The 23,821-nt window shown below is 44.2% G+C and carries 27 protein-coding genes; 24 read left to right on the plus strand and 3 right to left on the minus strand.

Translation table 11 applies throughout. From position 1 onward, the window contains the following. Window positions 1–32 precede the first annotated feature (32 nt). The 10 genes from O3620_RS04635 to O3620_RS04680 all read left to right on the plus strand — a co-directional run bounded on the left by O3620_RS04635 (window position 33) and on the right by O3620_RS04680 (window position 11,382). Window positions 33–3,134: a DEAD/DEAH box helicase gene (locus O3620_RS04635; protein ID WP_002918436.1), complete on the plus strand. Its 3,102-nt coding sequence runs from the start codon at window positions 33–35 to the stop codon at window positions 3,132–3,134. A gap of 54 nt (window positions 3,135–3,188) precedes the next feature. Further along, window positions 3,189–3,851, plus strand: coding sequence for a hypothetical protein (locus tag O3620_RS04640; RefSeq protein ID WP_002918437.1), 663 nt, complete (start codon window positions 3,189–3,191; stop codon window positions 3,849–3,851). 280 nt (window positions 3,852–4,131) lie between these two features. After that, window positions 4,132–5,466 carry a UDP-N-acetylmuramate--L-alanine ligase gene (gene murC, locus O3620_RS04645; protein WP_002918438.1) on the plus strand — a complete coding sequence of 445 codons (1,335 nt, stop codon included), beginning with the start codon at window positions 4,132–4,134 and terminating at the stop codon, window positions 5,464–5,466. Window positions 5,467–5,477: 11 nt separating this feature from the next. After that, window positions 5,478–5,990, plus strand: coding sequence for a GNAT family N-acetyltransferase (locus O3620_RS04650; protein WP_002920555.1), 513 nt, complete (start codon window positions 5,478–5,480; stop codon window positions 5,988–5,990). Beyond that, a complete protein-coding gene (locus O3620_RS04655; protein WP_002918440.1) occupies window positions 5,990–6,505 on the plus strand; it encodes a GNAT family N-acetyltransferase in 516 nt (171 codons plus the stop codon). The genes O3620_RS04650 and O3620_RS04655 overlap by 1 nt, the downstream gene beginning before the upstream one ends. Before the next feature lie 50 nt (window positions 6,506–6,555). Then, on the plus strand, window positions 6,556–8,055 hold the full coding sequence (gene mltG / locus O3620_RS04660; protein ID WP_002897011.1) for an endolytic transglycosylase MltG: 1,500 nt from the start codon (window positions 6,556–6,558) through the stop codon (window positions 8,053–8,055). A 145-nt stretch (window positions 8,056–8,200) separates the two neighbouring features. After that, window positions 8,201–8,683, plus strand: a complete 483-nt coding sequence (gene greA, locus O3620_RS04665) for a transcription elongation factor GreA (protein WP_002918441.1) — start codon at window positions 8,201–8,203, stop codon at window positions 8,681–8,683. Between the two features lie 153 nt (window positions 8,684–8,836). Beyond that, on the plus strand, window positions 8,837–9,457 hold the full coding sequence (locus tag O3620_RS04670; RefSeq protein WP_002918445.1) for a GTP pyrophosphokinase family protein: 621 nt from the start codon (window positions 8,837–8,839) through the stop codon (window positions 9,455–9,457). A gap of 4 nt (window positions 9,458–9,461) precedes the next feature. Next, window positions 9,462–10,163 (plus strand): response regulator transcription factor, encoded by a 702-nt coding sequence (locus O3620_RS04675; RefSeq protein WP_032913074.1) that lies wholly within the window; start codon window positions 9,462–9,464, stop codon window positions 10,161–10,163. Then, a complete protein-coding gene (locus tag O3620_RS04680) occupies window positions 10,147–11,382 on the plus strand; it encodes a cell wall metabolism sensor histidine kinase WalK (protein WP_002918450.1) in 1,236 nt (411 codons plus the stop codon). Before O3620_RS04675 ends, O3620_RS04680 begins: the two co-directional genes overlap by 17 nt. 116 nt (window positions 11,383–11,498) lie before the next feature. Here O3620_RS04680 and yidC read toward each other — a convergent pair whose 3' ends face one another. Continuing rightward, the gene (gene yidC, locus O3620_RS04685) at window positions 11,499–12,422 is read right to left on the minus strand and encodes a membrane protein insertase YidC (RefSeq protein WP_002918452.1); all 924 of its coding nucleotides are present in this window, start codon (window positions 12,420–12,422) and stop codon (window positions 11,499–11,501) included. Window positions 12,423–12,503: 81 nt separating this feature from the next. Continuing rightward, complete coding sequence (locus tag O3620_RS04690; RefSeq protein ID WP_002897016.1) at window positions 12,504–12,782, minus strand: acylphosphatase; 279 nt, start codon at window positions 12,780–12,782, stop codon at window positions 12,504–12,506. Between the two features lie 84 nt (window positions 12,783–12,866). Here O3620_RS04690 and O3620_RS04695 point away from each other — a divergent pair, with 84 nt between their 5' ends. The 14 genes from O3620_RS04695 to yidD all read left to right on the plus strand — a co-directional run bounded on the left by O3620_RS04695 (window position 12,867) and on the right by yidD (window position 22,333). Next, window positions 12,867–13,607, plus strand: coding sequence for a TrmH family RNA methyltransferase (locus tag O3620_RS04695; protein ID WP_371601484.1), 741 nt, complete (start codon window positions 12,867–12,869; stop codon window positions 13,605–13,607). A 44-nt stretch (window positions 13,608–13,651) separates the two neighbouring features. Then, the gene (locus O3620_RS04700) at window positions 13,652–14,143 is read left to right on the plus strand and encodes an HD domain-containing protein (protein ID WP_371601485.1); all 492 of its coding nucleotides are present in this window, start codon (window positions 13,652–13,654) and stop codon (window positions 14,141–14,143) included. Between the two features lie 25 nt (window positions 14,144–14,168). After that, a complete protein-coding gene (locus tag O3620_RS04705) occupies window positions 14,169–14,852 on the plus strand; it encodes a Bax inhibitor-1/YccA family protein (protein WP_002920562.1) in 684 nt (227 codons plus the stop codon). A 104-nt stretch (window positions 14,853–14,956) separates the two neighbouring features. Further along, a complete protein-coding gene (locus tag O3620_RS04710; protein WP_061589191.1) occupies window positions 14,957–16,207 on the plus strand; it encodes a diaminopimelate decarboxylase in 1,251 nt (416 codons plus the stop codon). 56 nt (window positions 16,208–16,263) lie between these two features. Then, window positions 16,264–16,512, plus strand: a complete 249-nt coding sequence (locus tag O3620_RS04715) for a YneF family protein (RefSeq protein WP_002920567.1) — start codon at window positions 16,264–16,266, stop codon at window positions 16,510–16,512. A gap of 98 nt (window positions 16,513–16,610) precedes the next feature. Beyond that, window positions 16,611–17,405: a glutamate racemase gene (racE, locus tag O3620_RS04720; protein ID WP_002899734.1), complete on the plus strand. Its 795-nt coding sequence runs from the start codon at window positions 16,611–16,613 to the stop codon at window positions 17,403–17,405. Continuing rightward, window positions 17,402–18,406, plus strand: coding sequence for a nucleoside-triphosphate diphosphatase (locus O3620_RS04725; RefSeq protein ID WP_371601486.1), 1,005 nt, complete (start codon window positions 17,402–17,404; stop codon window positions 18,404–18,406). Before racE ends, O3620_RS04725 begins: the two co-directional genes overlap by 4 nt. Then, complete coding sequence (locus tag O3620_RS04730) at window positions 18,385–18,906, plus strand: metallophosphoesterase (protein ID WP_002905880.1); 522 nt, start codon at window positions 18,385–18,387, stop codon at window positions 18,904–18,906. Before O3620_RS04725 ends, O3620_RS04730 begins: the two co-directional genes overlap by 22 nt. Beyond that, complete coding sequence (gene cbpB, locus O3620_RS04735) at window positions 18,903–19,364, plus strand: cyclic-di-AMP-binding protein CbpB (protein WP_049543895.1); 462 nt, start codon at window positions 18,903–18,905, stop codon at window positions 19,362–19,364. Before O3620_RS04730 ends, cbpB begins: the two co-directional genes overlap by 4 nt. Beyond that, entirely contained in the window at window positions 19,361–20,092 is a 732-nt protein-coding gene (gene xerD, locus O3620_RS04740) for a site-specific tyrosine recombinase XerD (RefSeq protein ID WP_002894607.1), read from the plus strand. The genes cbpB and xerD overlap by 4 nt, the downstream gene beginning before the upstream one ends. A gap of 2 nt (window positions 20,093–20,094) precedes the next feature. Then, complete coding sequence (locus O3620_RS04745) at window positions 20,095–20,805, plus strand: segregation/condensation protein A (protein WP_343092029.1); 711 nt, start codon at window positions 20,095–20,097, stop codon at window positions 20,803–20,805. Then, complete coding sequence (gene scpB / locus O3620_RS04750; protein ID WP_002894610.1) at window positions 20,798–21,367, plus strand: SMC-Scp complex subunit ScpB; 570 nt, start codon at window positions 20,798–20,800, stop codon at window positions 21,365–21,367. Before O3620_RS04745 ends, scpB begins: the two co-directional genes overlap by 8 nt. Continuing rightward, window positions 21,354–22,082 (plus strand): pseudouridine synthase, encoded by a 729-nt coding sequence (locus O3620_RS04755; RefSeq protein ID WP_002909097.1) that lies wholly within the window; start codon window positions 21,354–21,356, stop codon window positions 22,080–22,082. The genes scpB and O3620_RS04755 overlap by 14 nt, the downstream gene beginning before the upstream one ends. Beyond that, window positions 22,079–22,333, plus strand: coding sequence for a membrane protein insertion efficiency factor YidD (gene yidD, locus O3620_RS04760; RefSeq protein ID WP_125434934.1), 255 nt, complete (start codon window positions 22,079–22,081; stop codon window positions 22,331–22,333). The genes O3620_RS04755 and yidD overlap by 4 nt, the downstream gene beginning before the upstream one ends. 44 nt (window positions 22,334–22,377) lie before the next feature. On the opposite strand, the gene O3620_RS04765 is transcribed toward yidD, so the two are convergent. Beyond that, window positions 22,378–23,817, minus strand: coding sequence for a TrkH family potassium uptake protein (locus O3620_RS04765; RefSeq protein WP_371601487.1), 1,440 nt, complete (start codon window positions 23,815–23,817; stop codon window positions 22,378–22,380). Between the last annotated feature and the right edge of the window lie 4 nt (window positions 23,818–23,821).

The following is a 23,821-nucleotide window of genomic DNA, read 5'->3' on the forward strand; positions in this document are numbered from 1 at the left end:
TATAATGGTGAGATAAATGTAAGGTGGTAATTATGGCAAAATTAATTCCTGGAAAGATTCGGACAGAAGGAATAAACTTAGCCGAAGCTGGAAAAATTGAAATTATAGAAGCCAAGGATTCTTTTTTATACACTCGGATTGATGAACAAAATTTACGGTATAGTTTAAATGATGATGCTATTTTTTGTTCCTGCGATTTTTTTAAAAAGAAAAAATACTGTGCTCATTTAGCTGGTTTAGAATATTTTCTAAAAAATGATATAGATGGTAAGACTTTTTTGGAAAATATGGAGAAAAAAGAAACTTCACAGCAGGAAACAAAAAAATTAGTATCTTTCGGAAGTTTATTTCTAGATAAAATCTTTTCTGAAAAATCTAAAGAGGATATTCGATATGAATTATCTGCTTTTGGTCAAGAAGATGATTACCTTGGACATATTCTTTGGACTCTGAGAATTTCGCGTTTGCCAGATGAACGTTCTTATGTCATTCGAGATATTTTATCTTTTTTGAGGACCATGGTAAAAAAAGGATATTATCAAATTGGAAAAAGCTATTATGAATCAATTAGCTTTGAAGAATTTGATGAGGCTAGTCAGGAACTCCTCATTTTTTTACAGGGGTTAGTAAAGGATTGCCAAGGAAAAGAATCCAATTTAATTTTTCCAAATACAGGACGTAATTTATTTTTTCCTGCAAGTCTATTTGAAGAAGGCGTCAATCTATTAATGAATCTCACTTCATTCCAGTTGGAATGTGGCTTCTATAGTTATAGAGAAGTTATGTTTCAGGATTTTCATGAGGATGCTGGGATTTATCAGTTTAAGGTTGAAGAAAATGCCGATTACTTTGAATTAACGGTTTCAGAAAAGAACTATAAAATGTTATATGATGGTCAGTATATTTTATCTGGCAATACCCTTTACCAATTAAATCATAAACAAATCATTTTAATAAAAGCATTAAGAGATTTACCTATAGCCCAAGACGGGGAAAAGCATTTGCAGTTTGATGGGGCTGATAAAGCTAAACTAGCAAGCAGTTTGTCCATGTTTAGTGAAGTAGGTCGAGTTGTAGCACCGAAATCACTAATGATACACGAATTTACGCCTCACTTTAGTTTTGACATAGCGGAAAATCGGGAAATCGTTTTAACACTCCTTTTTGAATTTGAGGATAGAAAGATAAGGAGTAGAGAAGAACTAGAAAAATTACCTTATGCTAGTGATTTTAATCATGAGCAAGACATTTTTAAAACGATGCTATCTAATGGTTTTTCTGACAATTTTGTCAGTCGACGGTTACCTCTGAAATCGGAGGAGATTTATCATTTCTTTTCTGAAGTTATTCCGTCATTTAGAAAATTGGGTAAGGTTTGGTTATCTGATCAATTGCAGGAGATAGGAGCTTCTACAAAGCCAGATGTTTCAGTTCAACTTAATGGTGGTCTTTTAGATATTAGTTTTGATTTTGCGGGTATTGAGCAGTCTGAGATAGATTCTGCACTAAATTCTTTATTTTTGGAGAAAGATTATTTTATCAGTAAAACTGGGAAAGTTTTAATTTTTGATGAAGAGACCAAGGAGATGAGTCGGACTTTGCAGCAGCTGCGGAGTAAGCGGACTAAAAATGGCTTCATTCAGACCAGCAGTCTGGCAGCTTATCAACTGGCAGAGTTTTTTAAGGGCAAGGATAGGGTACAGTTTTCAAAAGATGTACAGCAGCTGGCCTTTGACCTGACTCACCCAGAGGAATTCCCTCTTCCTGAGCTACAAGTCAAGGCTGACCTTCGGGATTACCAAGAGACGGGTGTCAAGTGGCTATCCATGCTGGATAAGTATGGCTTCGGTGGCATCTTGGCTGACGATATGGGACTAGGGAAAACCCTGCAGACAATTTCTTTTCTGAGTTCGCGTATAGATGACTCTAAGAAAGTCTTAATCTTGGCGCCATCCAGCCTGATTTACAACTGGAGCGATGAGTTTGCTAAATTTGCTCCGCATTTGGATGTGGCGGTGGTGTATGGTCTGAAAAATGTTCGTGATGAGCTGATTGCGGAGAAGCATCAGATTACCATTACCAGCTATGCTTCCTTCAGGCAGGATGTGGAAGAATACAAGGACAACCACTTCCAGTATCTGATTTTGGATGAGGCTCAGGTCATGAAGAATGACCAGACCAAGATTGCCCAGTATTTGCGGGATTTTGAAGTGGAGCATACTTATGCCCTTTCTGGGACGCCGATTGAGAATAATCTGGGAGAACTTTGGTCTATTTTCCAGATTGTCATGCCAGGACTTTTGCCGAGCAAAAAAGAATTTTTAAAACTGCCGGCTGAGAAAGTCGCCCGTTATATCAAACCATTTGTCATGCGGCGCAAGAAAGAAGATGTGCTGCAGGAATTGCCAGATTTGATTGAAGTAGCTTATCGCAATGAATTGGCAGATAGCCAGAAGACTATTTATCTGGCTCTGCTCAAACAAATGCAGGACAGAATTATCCATGCGACAGAAGATGAAATCAACCGCAGCAAGATAGAGATTCTGTCAGGTCTTATGCGCCTCCGTCAGATCTGTGATACTCCGAAGCTGTTTATGGAAGATTACGAGGGCGAGAGCGGTAAGCTGGAAAGTTTGCGGGAATTACTTGAACAGATACAAGATGGTAATCGTCGTGTCCTCATATTTTCACAATTTCGTGGTATGCTGGATATTATCGAGAGTGAGCTGGACAAGATGGGCATGGAGTCCTTTAAGATTACAGGCTCTACTCCAGCCAAGGAGCGTCAGGACATGACAACTGCCTTCAATGACGGCCAGCGTTCAGCCTTTCTGATCTCCCTCAAGGCTGGAGGTGTCGGTCTCAATCTGACTGGTGCTGACACAGTTATCTTGGTTGACCTCTGGTGGAATCCAGCGGTTGAAGCCCAGGCCATAGGCCGTGCCCACCGTATCGGTCAGGAGCGCAATGTCGAAGTCTATCGGATGATTACACGAGGCACGATTGAAGAGAAGATACAGGAGTTGCAGGAGAGCAAGCGCAATCTGGTTTCGACTATTCTGGACGGAGCAGAAGCCAAATCCAGTCTCTCTGTGGAGGAAATTCGAGAAATTCTGGGAATTTCGGCAGAATAGCTTGAAAAATAGCCTGAATAGTTTATAATAATGAAGGGTTGAAAGGAAAAAGATATGACTGATAAACAATTTCCTCTGGTGTCAGATGATGAAATCATGCTGACGGAAATGCCGCATATGAATCTTTATGATGAACTGGATCTCATTAGCAACATTACCGGAGACTATACAGACCGTAATTATTTGGAATGGATGCCGATCGTGGACTCCAACAGGCATGCTCCCATCGCTGCCAGTCAGGCTATCAGAAGACCGCTGCAAAAGCAGTCTGCTTTCAAGGATTTTAAAAAGCCGATTGATAAGAAAGATCCAGCTATCCGTTATGCTGAGCAGGCACGCGAGGAGGCTCGGGCAGATTTGAAAAAGAAGCGTTCAGCGTCTTATCTGACCAGCGACCTTCCGACTAAGGTCCGCAGCAGAAAGCTTCCAACAGCTTCTAATGCGGAAAGACCGAAGCCAACAGCCCCTTTTCAGAAGAATACATCGGGCGAATTTACGAAGTTTGGCGATAGGCTTCAGCAGGATAACTATATTTTGGCAGATATTCAGCCTGAGTATAGCAGCCCTCAGCCACAGGAGCCGGAAGAAAAGCCTAAGAAGAACAATTATGATTTTTTAAAAACCAGTCAGATCTATAATCAGGATAGAGCTAAGGAGGAGCAGTTGAAGCATTCCAAGGCTCAGGAACTGAATTTGACAGGCTTGGACAGCGAATAAAGCTGGCTTGCTCGAGTCTTTTCTGCCTGCAATTTTCTGATGTATAAAGGAAATTGCTAGTTGATTATGTAAATGTAAAATCTATCTGCATATAACATCCATCATCGGTTGAAAAAGACCGATGCTAGAAGCTAGGACTTACTGATTGGTCCGGCTTCTTTGGTGTTTTGGCGGTGCCTAAAAGCTTGTAAAGAAAGAAAATCCCTGCGGGCTGATGAGGGTCTGCGGATATTTTCCTCTTTGAACTTGCTTTTATGGCCTAGTATCTTAAGGAGTAATCATGACGAAAACCTATCATTTTATCGGGATTAAGGGCTCTGGTATGAGCGCTTTGGCTTTGATGCTGCACCAGATGGGCCATAAGGTTCAGGGCAGTGATGTTGATAAATATTATTTCACTCAGCGCGGTCTGGAGCAGGCTGGCATTTCCATCCTGCCTTTTGATGAAAAGAATATCCAGCCAGACTTCGAAATCATTGCCGGCAATGCCTTTCGTCCAGATAACAATGTAGAAATTGCCTATGCAGACGCAAATGGTATTGGCTATAAACGGTACCATGAGTTTTTAGGTAGCTTCATGCGTGACTTTGTCAGCTTGGGAGTGGCTGGTGCCCACGGGAAGACCTCTACAACGGGTATTCTCTCCCATGTTCTGTCCAATATCACGGATACTAGCTATCTGATTGGCGATGGTACAGGCCGTGGTTCTGCCAATGCCAAGTATTTTGTCTTTGAGTCAGACGAGTACGAGCGTCATTTCATGCCTTATCATCCGGAATATTCGATCATTACCAATATCGACTTTGACCATCCGGATTATTTCACGAGTCTGGAAGATGTCTTTAACGCTTTCAATGACTATGCCAAGCAGATTACCAAAGGACTCTTCATTTATGGAGAAGACGAGCAGCTACGCCGGATTACGTCCAATGCCCCGATTTACTACTATGGCTTCAAGGAAGAGGGCAATGACTTTGTTGCTCACGATCTCTTGCGTTCTACCAGCGGTTCAGGCTTTAAAGTTTCTTTCCGAGGGCAAGAGCTGGGTGAGTTCCAGATTCCAAGCTTTGGCCGCCACAACATTATGAATGCGACAGCAGTAATCGGTCTCTTGTATACTGCAGGTCTTGATCTGAATCTAGTTCGGGAACATCTCAAGACCTTTGGCGGGGTTAAGCGCCGCTTTACAGAGAAAATTGTCAACGAAACAGTTATCATTGATGACTTTGCTCACCATCCGACGGAAATTATTGCGACTCTGGATGCAGCACATCAGAAGTATCCAAGCAAGGAAATCGTGGCAATTTTCCAACCGCATACCTTCACTCGGACTATTGCTCTCTTGGACGAATTTGCGGAAGCCCTCAATCAGGCTGACTCAGTCTATTTAGCTCAGATTTACGGTTCTGCGCGTGAGGTGGACAAGGGTGATGTTAAGGTAGAAGATCTGGCTGAAAAGATTGTGAAGCGGGCCAAGGTTATTGATGTGGATAATGTTTCTCCGCTTCTTGACCACGATAATGCCGTCTACGTCTTTATGGGAGCTGGTGACATCCAGACCTATGAATATTCCTTTGAACGTCTCCTGTCCAATCTGACCAGCAACGTTCAGTAGGAGGAGACTTGATGGAAGCACCGATTCGAATCAGACAGGCTGACTTGAGCGACTGGGAAGAAATTCTTGCAATCGAGCAGCTGAATTTTCCAGCAGCAGAAGCAGCCAGTTCAGAAGTTCTCAAAGAGCGGATTGAGCAGATTCCAGATACTTTTTTGCTAGCAGAGCTGCATGGTCAGCTGGCGGGCTATATTGTTGGACCAGCTGTTCAGGCGCGATATTTGACAGATGACCTCTTCAGCAAGGTGGGTGCTAATTCTCCAGAAGGTGGCTTCATTGCCGTCCAAAGTCTGTCCGTCCATCCTGATTTTCAGAGGCAGGGGGTCGGAACCTTGTTGCTTGCAGCTCTCAAGGAGACAGCTGTTCAGCAAAATCGACAGGGCATTAGCCTAACCTGTCATGATGAGCTGATACCTTATTATGAGATGAATGGTTTCGTCCACGAAGGGATTTCTGACTCAACTCATGGTGGAGCCGTCTGGTCTGATATGGTGTGGGAAAATCCCAATTTTAAGGAGAAGTGATGATTATCCGTCAAGCTCAAATGGCTGACTTAGATGCCATTTATGCTATCGAATTGGAAAATTTCAGTCCAGAAGAGGCTGTTAGCCGAGAAAGTCTAGCAGCTCATATCCAAACCCTATCTTCGACTTTTTTGGTGGCGGAAAAGGATGGTAAGATTCTAGGCTATCTGGAGGGACCTGTCTGTCCAGAACGTTATTTAAAGGATATTTCCTTTACAGAGGAGATTGAAGATTATGGTCATCTGGACGGCGGCTTTATCTCATTGACCAGCCTTTCTATCTCGAAGGATGCTCAGGGGATGGGGGTCGGTCGCAAGCTATTGGTAGCTATGAAAGAGATTGCTATAGCAGATGAACGCCATGGCATCAATTTGACCTGTCATGATTACCTAATCGCTTACTACGAGAAGCATGCTTTTGTAAATGAAGGTTTGTCACAATCAACTTACGCAGGTGCTACTTGGTTTGATATGGTCTGGGAAAACCCTAGTCTCAAACTGCAAAAAAACCAATAATAAGCTAGAAAATCCTACTCTTATTGCATTTATCTGACTTTTAAGATATAATGTTAGGGATTATGATGAAGGAGGTCAAATTTTTGACTGAAAAATCACAAGACAAAGAGAAGAATCTGAGCTTTAAAGAGCAGATTTTGAAAGACTTAGCTGGAGAAAAGGAAGAACAAACTCCCTCTTCAACTAGCCAATCAGAAGCGGACGCTGCTTCTGCAAAAGAAACAGCAGCTGCGGAGGACTTTGAAGCTAGACCAGCTTCGGTAGATGTTTCCTACAAGGTTGCAGAGAATGAAAAGGCTCACCCTCAGGTCTATGGCCGAGTGGATGAGGAAGATAAGAAGCCCAATGAGGTTCTATCTCGGGCTAATCGGGCCAACAACACGGTCAAGAAAAAACGTCAAAACACCTTAGCCCGCAGGATTATGACAACGGTTTTGCTGATTGTCCTGCTGGGACTTGTGGTCACAGGAGTTGTCGGCTATACTTATGTATCTTCAGCTCTTAAACCTGTTGATGCAAACGCAACAGAGTATGTGACGGTTGAAGTACCAGAAGGTTCAAGCTCTAAGCAAATTGGGGAAATCCTCGAGAAAAAGGGGCTGATTAAAAATGCCCAAGTTTTTAGTCTCTATTCTAAGATTAAAAGCTTTAACAATTACCAGTCCGGCTATTACAATCTCCAGAAGAGTATGGATCTAGATACCATTGCTCGTCAGCTTCAGGAAGGTGGAACGGATACGCCGCAACCACCAGTTGTTGGTAAGGTTACTATTCCTGAAGGCTATACACTGGAGCAGATTGCAGAGGCTGTGACGGTTAATGCAGCTGCAACTTCTAAGAAGACTAGTAAGACACCTTTTAGTAAGGACGATTTCCTAGCTAAGGTACAGGATGAAGCTTTCATTTCCAAGATGGCGGCTAAATATCCACAGCTGCTGGGCACTTTGCCAAGTAAGGACAGTGGAGTCAAGTATCGCTTAGAAGGTTACCTCTTCCCTGCCACTTATAACTATGGTGAGGATGCGGATTTGGAAAGCTTGATTGACCAGATGTTGGGCGCAATGAATACCAATCTGTCTTCTTACTACTCTACTATTGAAGCGAAGAACCTAACGGTTAATGAAGTTCTGACACTTGCTTCTCTGGTAGAAAAAGAAGGTTCAACAGACCAAGATCGCAAAGATATTGCCAGCGTCTTTTACAATCGTCTCAATCAAGCGATGCCGCTTCAGAGTAATATCGCTATCCTTTATGCTCAAGGCAAGCTAGGAAAGAAAACGACTCTGAAAGAGGACGCTGAGATTGATACCAATATTGACTCGCCTTTCAATGTCTATAAAAAAGAAGGGCTTATGCCTGGACCAGTTGATAGTCCCAGCCTATCTGCTCTGGAGGCTACCATTAATCCAAGTAAGACGGACTACCTCTACTTTGTGGCAAATGTTGAAACAGGCGCTGTTTACTTCGCCAATACTTATGAGGAACACGCTAAAAATGTTGAGGAGCATGTCAACAGCAAGCTCACTCAATCCAGCAGCAGTTCTAATTAGACTGTTGTCATTGCAGATAAGAGAAAGCTAGTGCATTTAGTTCTAGCTTTCTCAGTCCTGCTATATAAAAAAGGGACTGATACAGACTTGTCTCAGCCTCTTGTTTTAGTTTTAAAATAAAAGAAAATAAAAGAAAAGAGAAAAAATGGCTGAAAAAACTTATCCTATGACCCTAGAGGAAAAGGAAAAACTAGAAAAAGAATTAGAAGAATTGAAATTGGTGCGTCGTCCAGAAGTGGTAGAACGTATTAAGATTGCCCGCTCCTACGGCGATTTGTCCGAAAACAGTGAATACGAAGCTGCAAAGGACGAACAGGCTTTTGTGGAAGGACAGATTTCTAGTCTGGAAACCAAGATCCGCTACGCTGAGATTGTAAACAGTGATGCTGTAGCCAAGGACGAGGTAGCTATCGGCAAAACAGTTACCATTCAAGAAGTAGGCGAAAGCGAAGAGGAAGTCTACATTATCGTTGGTTCTGCTGGTGCAGATGCTTTCGCAGGCAAGGTATCCAATGAAAGCCCAATTGGTCAAGCTCTAATTGGCAAGAAAACAGGCGATACTGCAACAGTCGAAACACCGGTTGGCAGCTACGACGTTAAAATTATCAAGGTTGAAAAAACCGTTTAATAAATACCAAAAGGAACTGGCTGGAAGACTGGTTCTTTTTTCGTTTCTTTTAAGACAGAGAGTATAGGATAGATAAGAAGAGCAGGGGAAAAATAGAGAAAAGACAGATGGTTATGCTATAATGAGAATAAGCTAGAAAAGTAGGAGAACTGTATGCAAGAGCAAGATATTTATGGGAAATATGGGGCCTACCTGCCCAAGATTTTAGAGGATCTTAGTCAGCGTATTCAAGAGGCTAATGATCGAGTCAAGCAGGAAACAGGGCAGAAGCTTTTTGAGCATTTTAATGCACGGATCAAGCAGGCAGCCAGTATGGAAGAGAAATGTCAACGCAAGAATCTGCCTAGGGTGCCAGAGTCAGCCCTGAAAGAAATTCGTGATGCGATTGGGATTAGGATTGTTTGCGGTTTTATTGAGGACATCTATCAGACTATTGAGGTGCTTCGTCAGCTGGAGGGCTGTGAGATTGTTCTGGAAAAAGACTATATCCGAGCTGCCAAGCCTAATGGCTATCGCTCCTACCACTTGATATTAGAGGTTGAGACTCCTTACGAGGACTGTCATGGTCAAAATCCCGGCCGCTATTTTGTAGAAATCCAGCTTCGGACCATTGCTATGGATTCTTGGGCCAGCTTAGAGCATCAGATGAAGTACAAGCATGAGATTAAAGACAGCAAGCGGATTGTCCGCGAGCTGAAACGTTGTGCGGATGAGCTGGCTTCTTGTGATGTGACCATGCAGACCATCCGCAATTTGATTCGAGAAAGTGAGTGAGATGATGAAGATTTTATTAGCTGAAGATGAGCAGCAGCTGTCCCGCGTCTTGGAAACAGCGATGATCCATGAAGGCTATCACGTTGATACAGCCTTTGATGGGCAGGAGGCTGTGGACTTAGCCAAGGAAAATGCCTATGATTTGATGATTCTGGATATCATGATGCCGGTCAAGACAGGTATTGAAGCGCTGAAAGAAATCCGCCAAACCGGCAATACTACCCACGTCATCATGCTGACAGCTATGTCAGAGGTAGATGACAAGGTTACAGGGCTGGATGCCGGTGCAGATGATTATCTGACCAAGCCCTTCTCTCTGAAAGAGCTTCTGGCTCGCCTGCGCTCCATGTCCAGACGGGTAGCAACTTTTACTCCCAATTTACTGCGGATTGGCCAAACCAGCCTTAATGTCGGAGAGCATGAACTCATTAGCTCCAACTCAATTCGCTTAGCCGGTAAGGAATCTAAAATGATGGAATTTCTCATGCTTAATGCCCAGAAGAGTCTTTCTACTCAGGAAATCTTCCGTCATGTTTGGTCCAAAGACGAGGATGAGGATTTGGACGAAGGCTTCGTCTGGATTTATATTTCCTATTTGCGCCAGAAGCTGAAGGCTATTCATGCTGACCTTGCTATCTTGGGTGAGGAAGGCGGCAGTTTCACTCTGGTGCCGCTGGAAGGAGATAGCCATGTTTCGGAAGCTTAAAATTCGGTTCATTCTGCTGGCTTCGGCGGCTATTGTTTGTATTTTGCTGACCATGATTGCTGTCTTAAACTCCGTTCGCTTTCTGCAGACCAACGGAGAAATCCAAGCCGTTCTCAATATTCTATCTGCCAATAATGGCGATTTTCCCAGCGTAGAAGAAACAGCAGAGAGCTTGCAAAACGACCGTATCACCATTGATACCATCTACCAATACCGCTATTTCAGTGTGGTCTATAAGGAAGACAAAACACTTTACTCCACCAACTTAGACCATCTTTCCAATCTATCTAAGGAGCAGGCGCTCAGCTATGCTAACAAAGTGATTAAGAACAGCCGCAGCAGTGGGGTTTTTAAGGTAGGCAGTCAATTTTATTCCTACCAGATAACGCAGGATTCCAAGACCAAGCGCTATTTACTGGTGGTCTTAGATTCGACTAATTCTCTCGAAAGCCGCAATGACTTTTTCTGGCTGTCTATCCAGTTATGCTTCTATAGCTTTATTTTCTTTGTCTTGGTCGTGTCTGGATTTTCCAACTTTGCCATCCGTCCCTATATCAAAAACTATGAAAACCAAAAACGTTTCATCACTAATGCGGGGCATGAATTGAAGACGCCATTGGCCATCATCTCAGCCAATACGGAGCTGCAAGAGCTGATGACTGGCGAAAATGAATGGACAGAAAGCACCAAGGACCAGGTCAAGCGTCTCAGTAATCTAATCAATCAAATGGTCGTTCTGGCCCGTCTGGAAGAGCAGCCAGATGTTACTTTGGTAGATGTGAATTTTTCAGAAGTTGTTAAAAAAGTAGCAGGAAACTTCAAGTCTGTCATCGAGAAGGCAGGCAAGAAGTACGAGATCAAGCTGCAGGAAGACATCCATGTCAAGGCAACTGAAGATGAACTCTATGAATTGGTTAGTATCCTGATTGACAATGCCTGCAAGTATTGTGACGAAGATGGACAAATTTTTGTCACCCTGACCAAGGCCAAGCGTGGGAAGCGAGCTCGTTTGACGGTAGCCAATAGTTACGCGGACGGTAAAAATGTTGATTACAGTCGATTCTTTGACCGTTTTTATCGCGAAGACGAATCGCACAATCAGAAGCAGCCTGGCTACGGGATTGGCCTATCCATGGCAGAAAGTCTGGTTCGGATTTTTAAGGGCAGGATTTGGGTTTCTTACAAGAAGGGTTTGATTGGCTTTACCGTTTTACTATGATAGCGTCACCTCGTTCATCAGTTATTGCTTTCTTTGCTGAGCTTTTTGTATCGGTTACGCCGATTCTTACTCGAGATTAAAAAAATTCTTCTAGTATTAGCTAGAAGAATTTTTCTTTATCTTGACCGTTGCTTACCAGCATTGCGGTTCTTTTTCTTTTTGTTCTTTTGCTCAATAGCCGGTTGAGCTTTTGGAGTGACATCTTTAGCCCGGCTAGCTTTTTTCAAACCTTTAGGAGGATTTTTTTCAAATTCTTCTGCTACTTGTTTTCTCAGGCGAGGTCGAATGATATAGTTGATGATAAATTGCTGAATGATTTGGATAAATCCACCGACTACCCAGTAGAGAGTGACTGCGGCAGGAGAGAAGAATGAGAAACCAACAATCATGATAGGGCTCATATAAGAAGCTTGTTTCATGCTGTTTCTTTGAGTTTCATCTTCAATGCCATGCAGAGAGAGCACAGACTGGATATAGTAGAGGATACCGACAATGGCAGTCAAAGCCCAATCGCTTTTGGCCAGGTCTTTAATCCAGAGGAAGGAACTGCCTGCAACTCCTTGAGTATACTGAGCTGCAAAGAAGAGGGCTGAGAAGAAAGGCATTTGGATGAGCAGAGGCAGACAGCCTATACCGCCAAACATGCTGAGTCCATTTTCTTTTTGAGCAGCCATCAGTTCTTGCTGAGCCTGCATTTTCTCTTCCTGAGTTTCAGCATTTTTGATTCGCTCTTGGATTGGGGCAAAAATCGGCTTAAAGTAGTTCATCTTTTCAGACTGAAGCGTCGCCTTCCAAGACTGATAGATTCCCAGCGGAAGAATGATAATCCGCACGATGAGCGTAACGATAATAATCGCCAGACCATAACCCAGACCTGAATTCTTGGCAAAGAATTGGATACCATCCGCCATAGGCTGACCAATCACGTCCCAAATCAGACCAGAAGGATTACCGGCCTTGTCGCGGCCCACACAGCCAGACAGGAAAAGAAGCGCAGCCAGTCCCATACCGGAGAATAAAAAGCGTTTGAAATGTTTCACGAGTTCATATCCTTTGTTTCTAAAAAATAATACCTATCTATTCTACTGTTTTTTTGCAAAATATACAATAGTTCTGCAGACCTAATTTGAAATTTTAAAGTCAGGATAGGAGTCGAAATTAGCCATGGTCACATCCAAATAACTGACCTTAGAAAAAGGTGTCGGTCCCTTGCGGATTTCTTGGATAAATTTGGCCATCAGAGCTGGGTCATCAGCCTGAGCCAGAATGCCAACAGTACCGTCATCATTGTTCCAGACCCGGCCGGTAATACCTCCGATTTCCAGCGCTAGAGAATAAACTCCCCAGCGGAATCCGACCCCTTGTACTCGTCCTTGGGCTATCATTTTTACCTTCTGCATGGCATCCTCCTTTAGTGAGCGGACCGAGGGGATTTAAGCCCTCAGTATGAGTGCAAGTCTGCTAAATTGTGGTATAATGTTCTTATGAATATTATAACCTCAAAAGCCAATAATGTGGTAAAAAAAGCTAAAAAACTTCATCACAAAAAATACCGCAAGGATTCTTATTTGATTGAGGGCTGGCATCTATTTGAGGAAGCTGTCAGCAGCGGAGAAGAGCTGATTCGGATTTTTGCTTTAGCAGAATACGCAGAGCGATTAGGTGATTTTTCTCAGGTAGTCTTTGTCAGTCCGGAAATTTTAGCAGATTTAGCTGATAGTAAGACGCCACAGGGAATTGTCGCGGAAGTGGCTTTTGAAAGGGAAGCAATACCGGCGGAGTTAAGTGGACGCTATCTTTTCTTGGAGGATGTTCAGGATCCAGGAAATGTCGGCACCATCATTCGGACTGCGGATGCAGCTGGTTTTGACGGGGTTTTCATCTCTAGCTCGTCGGCAGACATCTATAACCTAAAAACGCTGCGCTCTATGCAGGGGAGTCATTTTCATCTACCTGTTTATCGGATGGATACAGCTGATTTTATTAGGCTGGCTCAATCTTCCCATTTACCGATTCTGGCTTCAACCTTGTCATCAACATCTATTGACTACAGAGAAGTGAACAGCAGAGAGAGCTTTGCCCTAGTCATGGGCAATGAAGGGCAGGGGATTAGTCCGGAAATGACGGAAGCAGCTGATATTCTGGTCCATATTTCCATGAAAGGGCAGGCAGAAAGTCTCAATGTTGCTGTCGCTGCTGGTATTTTAATCTTTCATTTAAGCTAAAAATCAGAAAAAGAGATATAATAGTTGGCAAGGGAGGTGATTCTATGCCTTACAAAAAGGACGAGGAATTTATGGCCTATGTTGGGCACTTGATTGAAAAGCCCAGTGTTCAGCGCCTGAAAGAAATTCCCCATCATATTCATTCCAATAGACTTGAACATTCCATCAATGTAAGTTATACTAGTTACAGAATTGCCAAAAAATTTGGTTGGAATGCCCGCAGCAAGGCACGCGGTGCCCTGCTTCATGACTTATTCTACTATGACTGGCGTGTGACCAAGTTTAAGAAGAGTCATGCTTGGGTTCATCCGAGGTTGGCAGTTCGCAATGCTCGTAAGATTACTAAGCTTAATAAAGTCGAAGAGGACATTATCGTCAAGCATATGTGGGGCCTGACTTTGGCACCGCCTCGCTACAAAGAATCATTCGTTGTGACGATGGTGGACAAGTATTGGGCCGTCAAAGAAGCAACGGCACCTTGGAGACGCAAGGGCAGTAATCGCAAGCTCTTTCATCGAAAGATGCTGAAACCGTAAATGTTTTATTATAAAAGGAGTAACTATGAATCATTCTATTATTCAAGATCAATCAGATATTAATTCTTTCTATGCCAAGGTTTATTCTATCGTTGGTGTCGGTATCGGAATCTCAGCAATCGTATCCCTCTTGATGCTGAACTTCTTTCAGGACATTATTATCTCTGTTCTGACAGGCTCCACTTGGATTTTCTATGCAGCTATTGCAGTTGAGTTTATCCTTGTGTTGGTAGCATCTGGAACTGCTCGGAGCAATAGCCCAGCGGCGTTGCCTATGTTTTTAGCTTATTCAGCCATCAATGGTTTTACCTTAAGTATTATCATGGCGCTGTATCTTCAGTCAACTGTTCTCTTAGCCTTTCTGACAACGACTGTTATGTTCTTTGCCATGGGGTTCATCGGCAAGGTGACTAAAAAGGATCTTTCTGGAATGGGGAGAGCTTGTATGGCCGGTTTGATTGGTATTATCGCTGCTAGCTTACTTAATATCTTCTTGAGAAGCAGTGGCTTGGACTTTATCATCAGTATCGTTGGTGTCCTTATTTTCTCAGGACTTATCGCTTGGGACAATCAGAAAATCCGCTATGTCTATGAGCAGACCAATGGCAATCCAGGAAATGGCTGGGCAATTTCTCTGGCTCTGCATCTGTATCTGGACTTCATTAATCTCTTCCTCAGCTTGTTGCGTATTTTTGGAAGAAATAAATAACTAGGTTAAATAAGGCTCAAGCATTGGACGTTTGCTCCAGTGCTTTTTGTTTCTCCTATGGATTTATGGTATAATAAAGCCAGCAAATAGAAAGCGAGAATAGTATGAAAACTCCTTTTGTCAGTCGTGAAAAGCTAGCTGAGATTACGGCTCAATTTCCAACCCCTTTCCATCTTTATGATGAGAAGGGGGTTCGGGAAAGAGCGCGTGCCCTGCATAAGGCCTTCTCTTGGAATCCAGGCTTTAAAGAGTATTTTGCTGTCAAGGCCACTCCCAATCCTGCTATTTTAAAAATCCTCAAAGAAGAAGGCTGCGGGGTGGACTGTGCTAGCTATGTTGAGCTGCTCATGAGCCAAAAGCTGGGCTTTGCTGGACAGGATATCATGTTTTCGTCCAATAACACACCAGCTGAGGACTTTCAGTTTGCGCGTGACCTTGGAGCGACTATCAATCTGGATGCCTATGAAGATGTAGCTTTTCTAAAGGAAGCCGCTGGTATTCCCAAGGTCATTTCCTGCCGTTACAACCCTGGCGGTGTCTTTGAGCTGGGAACCAGCATTATGGATAATCCAGAAGAAGCTAAGTTTGGTATGACCAAGGACCAGCTGATTCAGGCTTTCAAAGAGCTCAAGGAGTTGGGAGCTGAGAAGTTTGGGATTCATGCCCTCTTGGCCTCTAATACTGTCAGTAATGACTACTATCCCGAACTGGCCCGTCAGCTTTTTGAGCTGGCTGTGGAAGTAGTGGCTGAGACAGGAGTTGAGTTGGATTTTATCAATCTCTCTGGTGGAGTCGGCATTAATTATCAGCCTGAAGGTGAGGAAAATGACATTGCGGTCATCGGTCAAGGAGTTCGTCAGGCCTATGAAGCTATTCTAACTCCGGCTGGCCTAGGACAGGTAAAGATTTATACGGAGCTGGGCCGCTTTATGCTGGCGCCTTATGGCCTGCTGGTCACCAAGGTTACCCATAAGAAGCAGACATACAGAACCTATCTGGGAGTGGACGCCTCTGCGGTCAATCTGCTACGTCCTGCCATGTACGGTTCTTATCACCACATTACCAATATGGATCGGTCTGAGAGTGAGACAGAGATTGTGGATGTTGTCGGCAGCCTCTGTGAGAATAACGATAAATTCGCCATTAATCGCCCGCTGCCCGTCAGCCAAATTGGGGATACACTAGTGATTCACGATACAGGTGCGCATGGTTTCTCTATGGGTTATCAGTATAATGCCAAGCTCCGCTCCAGCGAAATTCTCTTGGAGCAAGATGGCAATGTTCGCATGATTCGTCGGGCAGAAAAACCAGAAGATTATTTTGCGACACTATATGGCTTTGATTTTGAAAAATAAAGAAAATTTGATATAATGAAGAGCAATGTAAAAATGGAAATAGAGGAGTTCTCGATATGAATTTAGTTTTAGCAATTTTCTTGATTTTGGCAGCATTTGCTGGAGGCGTGATTTTGGGTATGTATCTGCTTCGTCGGCAAGTGGAGAAAGAATTTGCAGAAAATCCGCGTTTAAATGTAGAAGCAGTTCGGACCTTGCTTAGCGCTAGCGGTCAACGGCCAAATGAAGCGAAAGTGCAGCAAGTCTATCGTCAAATTATCAACCAGCAGAAAGCTGCGCTTGCTAAGAGCAAAAAGAAAAAATAATTTTCTAGAGGCTGGCTTTTAATACCAGCAGAGAAAATCTATAAAAAAATGGGGATTTGGAATCGGCTTCCAGTCCCTTGTTTTAGAAAGAAGACCTTATGGATAATCGACCAATCGGTTTTTTAGACTCAGGAGTGGGCGGTTTGACTGTAGTCCGTGAGCTCATGCGGCAGCTCCCCCACGAAGAGGTCATTTATATCGGAGATTCAGCGCGGGCTCCTTACGGTCCTAGGCCTGCTGAGCAGATTCGCGCTTATACCTGGCAGTTGGTCAACTTCCTTCTGACCAAGGATGTTAAGATGATTGTCATCGCCTGCAATACTGCGACTGCCGTTGTCTGGGAAGAAGTGAAGGAAAAGCTGGATATTCCAGTACTGGGCGTGATTCTGCCGGGGGCTAGTGCGGCTATTAAGTCAACTGCCAGTGGCCGCATCGGTGTTATTGGAACGCCAATGACTGTTTCTTCTGATATTTATCGTCAGAAGATTGAAGCGCTCTCGCCGGAGATGCAGGTGGAAAGTTTGGCCTGCCCTAAGTTTGTACCTTTGGTAGAGTCCAATGAACTTCATTCCAGTCTTACCAAAAAAGTTGTCTATGAAACCCTCCAGCCTCTGGCTGGCCGGGTAGATACCCTCGTCTTGGGCTGCACCCACTATCCCTTGCTCCGGCCTATTATTCAAAATAGGATGGGACCAAATGTGAAGCTGATTGACAGCGGGGCAGAGTGCGTACGGGATATTTCTGTCCTGCTTAATTACTTTGAAATCAATCGCAGTCGGGAGAAACAGGAGCTCAATCACCAATTTTACACAACCGCCAATGCCAAGAGCTTTTCGGAAATTGCAGAAAGCTGGCTGGGACTGAAAGTGAATGTGGAGCATGTAAGCTTATGACAAATAAAATTTATGAATACATTGACGAGAACAATTGGTATATCGGAGAATGGACCCGCTTTCGCAAGGCTGGCTATCATTTCAATGACATCCCTTACAGGCTCTTGGAGTATATAGATGCAGAGTTGAGTGAGCTGATTGAGCGAGATTTGGATGAAGAATATAATGCCTTTACCACAGTTGTAGTAAAATACGGCTCACCTATGTCCTATATCCAGTTTGTCCTCAATATGATTAACGACCGTCAGGAGCGAGAGTTTAAGGCGACCAATCATAAGGGAGCTATTCTAATTACAGAAAAGGACTTGCTGCGCAAGGTCTTCTTCCTGTCTAAGGATGGAGTTAAGATAACTGACTTTTTTGGTCAGGAGCAAGAGTCCGAGATAACTGTCGGAGATACCATCTTGATTGCGACTCGCAACGAAGGAAAGACAGCAGAGTTTCGCGAACTCTTTGAAAAGCTGGGCTATAAGGTTGAAAATCTCAATGATTATCCTGACTTGCCAGAAGTGCAAGAGACAGGAACTACCTTTGAGGAAAATGCGCGGCTCAAGGCAGAGACAATCAGTAAGCTGACCGGTAAAATGGTGCTAGCTGACGACTCAGGTCTGCAGGTCGATGTTTTAGGCGGCTTGCCTGGCGTCTGGTCGGCTCGCTTCGCTGGAGTAGGCGCGACAGATGATGAAAACAACATCAAGCTCCTGCATGAATTGGCTATGGTGTTTGATATCAAGGATCGCTCGGCTCATTTTCATACGACCCTAGTAGTGGCTAGTCCTGACAGGGAGTCACTGGTAGTTGAAGCGGATTGGCCGGGCTACATAGCCCATGAACCAAAAGGGGAAAATGGCTTTGGCTATGATCCTTTGTTCTTAGTGGGAGAAACAGGAAAAACGTCTGCCGAGCTGACGATGGAAGAAAAAAATGCGCAATCCCATCGGGCTCAGGCAGTTAAGAGATTAGTGGAGGTATTTCCAGCATGGCAAAGCAAACTATTATAGTCATGAGTGATTCTCATGGCGACCGTGCTATTGTAGAAGAAATTAGGAATCATTATATTGGAAAGGTAGATGCGATTTTCCATAACGGAGACTCTGAGCTTCCTTCTGATGATGAGGTATGGCAAGGGATTCAGGTTGTTGCAGGGAATATGGACTTTTACGACGGCTATCCAGAACGCTTGGTGACGGATTTGGCGGGGACCATTATTGCCCAGACCCACGGGCATCTCTTCCATATTAACTTTTCTTTTCAAAAGCTGGATTTGTGGGCGCAAGAGGTTAATGCAGACATCTGCCTTTATGGTCACCTGCATATCCCAGATGCTCGAATGGAAGGCAAAACGCTCTTTCTGAATCCGGGCTCCATCAGCCAGCCACGTGGCCTGATCAATGAACGCCTCTACGCTAAGGTAGAGATTGATGATGACCGCTTTAAAGTAGATTACTATACGCGAAATCATGAACTTTATCCAAGCTTGTCCAAGGAGTTTAGCCGATGATTGCTAAGGAATTTGAAGACTATCTGCTGCAACATGAAGAAACTTTTTTGACGCCTGGGGAAAATCTGGCGGTTATGATTGACACCCACAATGTGGATCATGCTGTCCTACTGCTGAGCCAGATGACTTACTCACGTGTACCAGTCGTGACAGCAGATAAAAAGTTTGTTGGCACGATTTCCCTGACAGACATCATGTCTTATCGCATGCGCCATGATTTGCCAGAAGAGGAATTCATGATGACAGACATCGTCCATATGACTAAAATGGACGACTTGACAGTTGGGCCAGATTATACTGTTTCAGATGTACTTCATAAGCTGGTCGACGAGTCATTCCTGCCGGTTGTGGGCGAGGATCAGCATTTTTACGGAATTATTACTAGAAAGTCTATTTTGAAAGCTGTCAATTCCTTGTTGCACGGCTTTAGCAAAAAGTACGAAATTCGCAAAAAATGAAAGAATACATTAGACCGTTTTTAAATCAAAAAAACATCTCAGAAAATTCTAAAATTGCCTATTCTTATGATTTGGAGCAGTTTATCGAGGAAGTACATGGCCGGATTACCGAGACCAATCTGCGGATTTATCAGGCCTCTATCAAGGATTTTAAGGCGGCTGTTCAGAAGCGGAAGCTCTCAGCAGTCAATCAGTTTCTCTACTTCCTTTATCAGCAGCAGCTCATTGAGGAGTTTCACCGCTTGGTCCTGCCCAAGGTTTCCATATCAAAGGAGCAGGAAAATGAACTGCTGGATCTGTCTGCTTTTTGGCAAGAATCAAGCGTTCCCAGGGGGCGGCTGATGGCTCTTCTTATCTTGGAAATGGGCTTGCTGCCCAGCGAGATTTTGCAGGTCAGAGTGGCAGATGTCAATCTTGACTTTCAGGTTTTGAAGATTGAAAAGGCTGGTCAGAAGCGGGTTATCAAGATTCCTGAGAGCCTGACGGGTGAGTTAGAAGACTATCTGACGGGGACATACTTATTTGAGAAAAACGGCAAATCCTATTCTCGTCAATGGGGCTTCCGTCAGCTAGAGGCCTTCTTGATTGAGCAGGGACAAGCCAGTCTATCTGCCCAAAGCCTGCGTGAGCAGTTTATTTTGCGTCAGCGGGAGAAGGGGATTGGCCTCTATGATATTGCCCAAGATTTGGGCTTGAAAACCATGATTACACTAGAAAAATACAGATAAAAATGGATATCAAACTAAAAGATTTTGAAGGCCCGTTGGACCTGCTACTCCACCTTGTATCTAAGTACCAGGTGGATATTTATGATGTGCCCATTACGGAGGTCATCGAGCAGTATCTGGCTTATGTGGCTACTTTGCAGGCCATGAAGCTGGAAGTGACGGGCGAGTATATGGTCATGGCAAGCCAGCTCATGCTGATTAAGAGCCGCAAGCTTCTGCCTAAGGTGGCGGATAATACTGAGCTGGAAGATGATTTAGAGCAAGACCTCTTGAGCCAGATTGAGGAATACCGCAGGTTCAAGCTCTTGGGTGAGAAAATGTCGCTCCAGCATGATGACCGAGCTCTTTATTATTCTAAGCCCAAGCTAGAGCTGGTTTATGAAGATGCTGAGCTCCTGCATGACAAGTCAACGATAGATCTTTTTTTGGCTTTTTCCAAGGTTATTGCCAAGAAGCAAGAGGAATTTTCTAAGAGTCATACAACCATTGTGAGAGACGAGTACAAGATTGAGGATATGATGGATGTGGTGCGCCAGCGCTGTGCTGGTAAGAGACGTCTGGCTCTGCAGGAGATTTTTGCAGAGACCAAGGACATGAATGAAGTTATTACTCTCTTTCTGGCGACCTTGGAATTGGTCAAGGTGCAGGAAGTGCAAGTCATTCAGGAAGAAAATTTTGGAAATATTTATTTAGTAGGAAGAGGAAATGAGTAAGTTAGCAGAGATTGAAGCCCTGCTTTTTGTGGCGGGAGAAGATGGACTCAAGGTTCATCAGTTGGCAGAAATCCTTTCTTTGCCGCCGACCGGGGTTATTCAGAGTTTGGAGAAGTTGGCTGAGCAATATGAAGCCAATCCAGATTCTAGCCTGACCCTGCTGGAAACCTCAAAGACATACAAGCTGGTCACAAAGCCAGAGTTTGCTGAGATTCTGCGGGCCTATTCGCGGGCTCCAATCAATCAAAGTCTGTCGCGGGCAGCGCTGGAGACCTTGTCTATCATTGCCTATAAGCAGCCGATTACAAGGGTAGAAATAGACGACATCCGCGGGGTTAATTCTAGCGGTGCTTTGGCTAAGCTCTTGGCTTTTGAACTGGTTCGAGAAGATGGCAAAAAGGAAGTCATTGGCCGGCCGAATCTCTATGTGACAACGGATTATTTCTTAGACTATATGGGGATCAATCATCTTGATGAACTGCCGATTGTCGAAGAAACAGAGCTAGTTGCTGAAGAAAGCCAGCTCTTTATTGAAAGGACAGATATCGATGAGAATCAATAAATACATCGCTCATGCTGGGATAGCCAGCCGCCGTAAGGCAGAAGAGCTAATCAGGCAGGGGAAGGTCAGTATAAACGGCCAAGTGGTACGTGAGCTGGCGACGAACGTCAAGTCTGGCGACCGTGTGGAAGTAGAAGGCCAACCTATCTACAACGAAGAGAAGGTTTATTACCTCCTCAATAAGCCGCGTGGGGTCATTTCCTCTGTCAGTGATGACAAGGGACGGAAAACGGTCGTGGAGCTCTTGCCTCAGGTTAAGGAGCGGATTTATCCGGTCGGTCGTTTGGACTGGGATACTTCTGGCATTCTCATTCTGACCAATGACGGAGATTTTACCGACGAGATGATTCATCCCCGCAATGAGATTGACAAGGTCTATGTGGCCCGTGTCAAAGGATTGGCCAATAAAGAAGTTCTCCGTCCTCTGACTCGCGGTATTGAGATAGAGGGGCGCAAAACCAAGCCAGCGGTTTATGAGATTATCAAGGTTGATCCGGCGAAAAATCGCTCGGTCGTTCAGCTGACCATCCACGAAGGCCGTAACCATCAGGTCAAGAAGATGTTCCAAGCGGTCGGATTGCAAGTAGATAAGCTGTCACGGACTCGCTTTGGGCATTTGGACCTAACTGGCCTTAAGCCTGGTGAGTATCGTAAGCTCAGCAAGAAAGAAGTCAGCCAGCTACATACACTGGCTGTAACCAAGACCAAGAAATGATAAAGAAACTGCTTATTGCTCCTGTCCGCTTTTATCAACGCTTCATATCGCCTGCTTTCCCTCCATCTTGCCGCTTTCGGCCCACCTGCTCTAACTATATGATAGAGGCTATCCAGAAGCATGGTGCTAAAGGAGTTTTGATGGGCTTGGCACGCATTCTCCGCTGTCATCCCTGGTCTCAGCCGGGAGAGGATCCTGTACCAGACCGTTTCAGTCTGAGAAGAAATAATACAAGAAAAAAGTCTCACTAGCGATTTAGCTAGTGAGACTTTTATATATATTCTCCGAATATTTCCTATCTTCTAGACCAGGTCTTAGGCAGGAAGAGCAGGAGAATCGGGTAGATTTCTAAGCGACCACCAATCATAGCAAAGGCTAGCAGAAGTTTAGAAAAAGGACTAAAGATAGAAAAAGTATCTGTCGTCCCAATCATAGGACCGATATTGTTGAAGCAAGAGAGAACCCCGCTGACAACCGTCATAAAGTTATTATTATCCAAGCTGACAATGAAAATGAGAGCTAGAATAATCAAGATATAAACGGCTAAGTATTTCAGTACCTTATGCTGAGTATCCTTGTCAATGACCGCACCATTGACATGCAAGGTCAGGACGCGATTAGGTGATAAGGTAGATAGAATCTGATTTTTAGCAATGCGGGACATGATAATCCCCCGAATGACCTTAAATCCCCCAGCTGTTGATCCAGCTGAGCCCCCGATACACATGAGCAGGAGCAGGATAACTTGAGAAAAGAGCGGCCATTTGACTGTATCGCCATAGCCAAATCCAGTTGTTGTGATGACATTGGCTACCTGGAAGAAGGAAATCTCCACGCTCTTGGCAAAGCCTTGATAGAGATGGAAGACATTAAAGGCAATCAAGGCTGTGGAAAGAAAGACAATCCAGAGATAGCCCTTGAGCTCCTCATCTTCAAAGCAAGCTTTAAACTTACGAATCAGCAAGTAATAGTAGAGATTGAAGTTGACCCCGAAAGCTAAAACTCCAAAGCTGACTAGATAAGTAATCAGCGAGCTGTTATAGTGGGCGATACCGTCATTATAAACGGTGAATCCTCCTGTGCCAGCAGTTCCCATGGCAATGACGAGACTGTCAAAGAGGGGCATGCCCGCTAGGAAGTAGAGCAAGGCGAAAATAGCAAAGAGAGCCAGATAGATGATGTAAAGAATCTGGGCCGTACTCTTAAGCTTGGAAACAACCTTGCCAAAGACTGGGCCCGGAACTTCAGCTTTCATGACCTCCAAGTGACCATTTTTGGCATTGTCCATAATAGCTAGGGCAAAGACCAGCACTCCCATTCCTCCGATTAAGTGGGTAAAGCTGCGCCAGAAGAGCAGCGAATGGGAGAGGACACCGACATCGTTAAGGATAGTCGCTCCCGTGGTGGTGAAGCCAGAGCTGATCTCAAAGAAGGCATCAATAAGGTCTGGAATCTGCCCGGAAAAAACAAAGGGCAGAGCTCCAAAGAAGGACCAGAGAATCCAGCAAAGGGCTACAATTAGGACACCTTCCTTGGCGTAGATATGTAGGTCCTTGGGCTTGAAATAAGAGCCTATTCCACCTAAAACTAGCAGAATGGCCATAGTCGCCCCGATAGAGAGAAAGATTTTTAAGGGCTCACCGTAGATTAGAGCTACGATAATGGGCACAATCAGCAGTGCCGCCTCAATCAGTAGTAATTTTGCCAGCAGGTAGCGAATCATAGATCTATTCATGGGC

The organism is Streptococcus sp. 27098_8_134, assembly GCF_041431675.1.
GTDB lineage: Bacteria > Bacillota > Bacilli > Lactobacillales > Streptococcaceae > Streptococcus > Streptococcus sanguinis_R.